This window comes from Alcanivorax sp. HI0044 (assembly GCF_001634945.1).
This window is the reverse complement of record NZ_LWEZ01001546.1, coordinates 1-1,006: the sequence shown is the minus strand read 5'-3', so window position 1 is coordinate 1,006 and position 1,006 is coordinate 1. Positions and strand designations below refer to the sequence as shown.

Annotated in this window: 2 protein-coding genes; both read left to right on the top strand. The window is 64.6% G+C overall.

Annotated features, from left to right (window positions below):
* Positions 1-164 precede the first annotated feature (164 nt).
* The gene (locus A3730_RS23310) at positions 165-818 is read left to right on the top strand and encodes a class I SAM-dependent methyltransferase (protein ID WP_063520578.1); all 654 of its coding nucleotides are present in this window, start codon (positions 165-167) and stop codon (positions 816-818) included.
* Positions 815-1,006: cupredoxin domain-containing protein (locus A3730_RS23305; RefSeq protein WP_197477596.1), on the top strand; the 192-nt coding region annotated here is incomplete at its 3' end. The genes A3730_RS23310 and A3730_RS23305, both read left to right, overlap by 4 nt.

Below are 1,006 nucleotides of genomic sequence, written 5' to 3'. Positions count from 1 at the left end.
AGCCTGGGCGTGCCCGTGGCGGCCGGCATACTCTACCCGCTCACCGGCAGCCTGCTCAGCCCGGTGATCGCCGGGGCCGCCATGTCGCTAAGCTCCGTCACCGTGGTCACCAACGCCAACCGGTTACGCTTTTTCAAACCCAAACACACGAACGGGACGACCCCATGACACCGGAACAACTTGCCGCCCAACTGCGTCACCCCAACGGCGAGGAAGGCAACACAGTCGCAGACAACATGGATGACCGTAACAGTCCGGTGATTCTCGCCGCCTATGCGGCATTGGCCCCCGCCGACGGGGACCGGATTCTGGAAATTGGTCCCGGTGGAGCCGGCCACCTTCCCGGCCTGCTGGCGCAGGCGGATAACCTGCACTACACCGGACTGGATGCCTCCCGCGACATGGTGCTGCGCGCCCGGGAGCGCTACCTGGGCGAAACCCGCGCCGCCTTTATCCACGGCGCGCTCACCGACGCGCCCCTGGCGCCCGCCGCCATGGACCGCATCGTTGCGGTGAACGTGGTGTATTTCTGGCAACCGCTCGCACCGGCCCTGCACGCCTTGTTCCTGCTGCTGCGCCCCGGCGGCACCCTGGTGCTGGGCCTGCGTGATCACAACAGCATGGCCAGCCTGCCCGTCTTCCAGCACGGCTTTTCCACCTACCACGGACCAGAGCTGCAGCACGCCCTGGAACAGGCCGGGTTTACCGACACCACGCTGGCCACCTTCGCGGAAGACAGCGTCGATGTACTCGGCGACACCATGCACAAGCAGTCCGTCATACTTACCGCCCGCAAACCCCGGGAGACGACACCATGAATATTCTCGTCAATCTGGCCGGCCTGATGTTGATGGCGCTGGTGGTCTGGTGGTTCTGGTTATCGCAGCGCAAAACCGCCGCACCGTCAGCCACCCACGAAACCACCATTATTGTCGAAGACGGGGTCTATACTCCGGCCTCCATTCGCGCCAACGCCGGCGAATCGTTGACCCTGCATTTCGACCGG

Coding starts and splice junctions, on each gene's coding strand:
- A3730_RS23310 (WP_063520578.1), top strand. CDS start 165: ATGACACCGGAACAACTTGCCGCCCAACTGCGTCACCCCAACGGCGAG.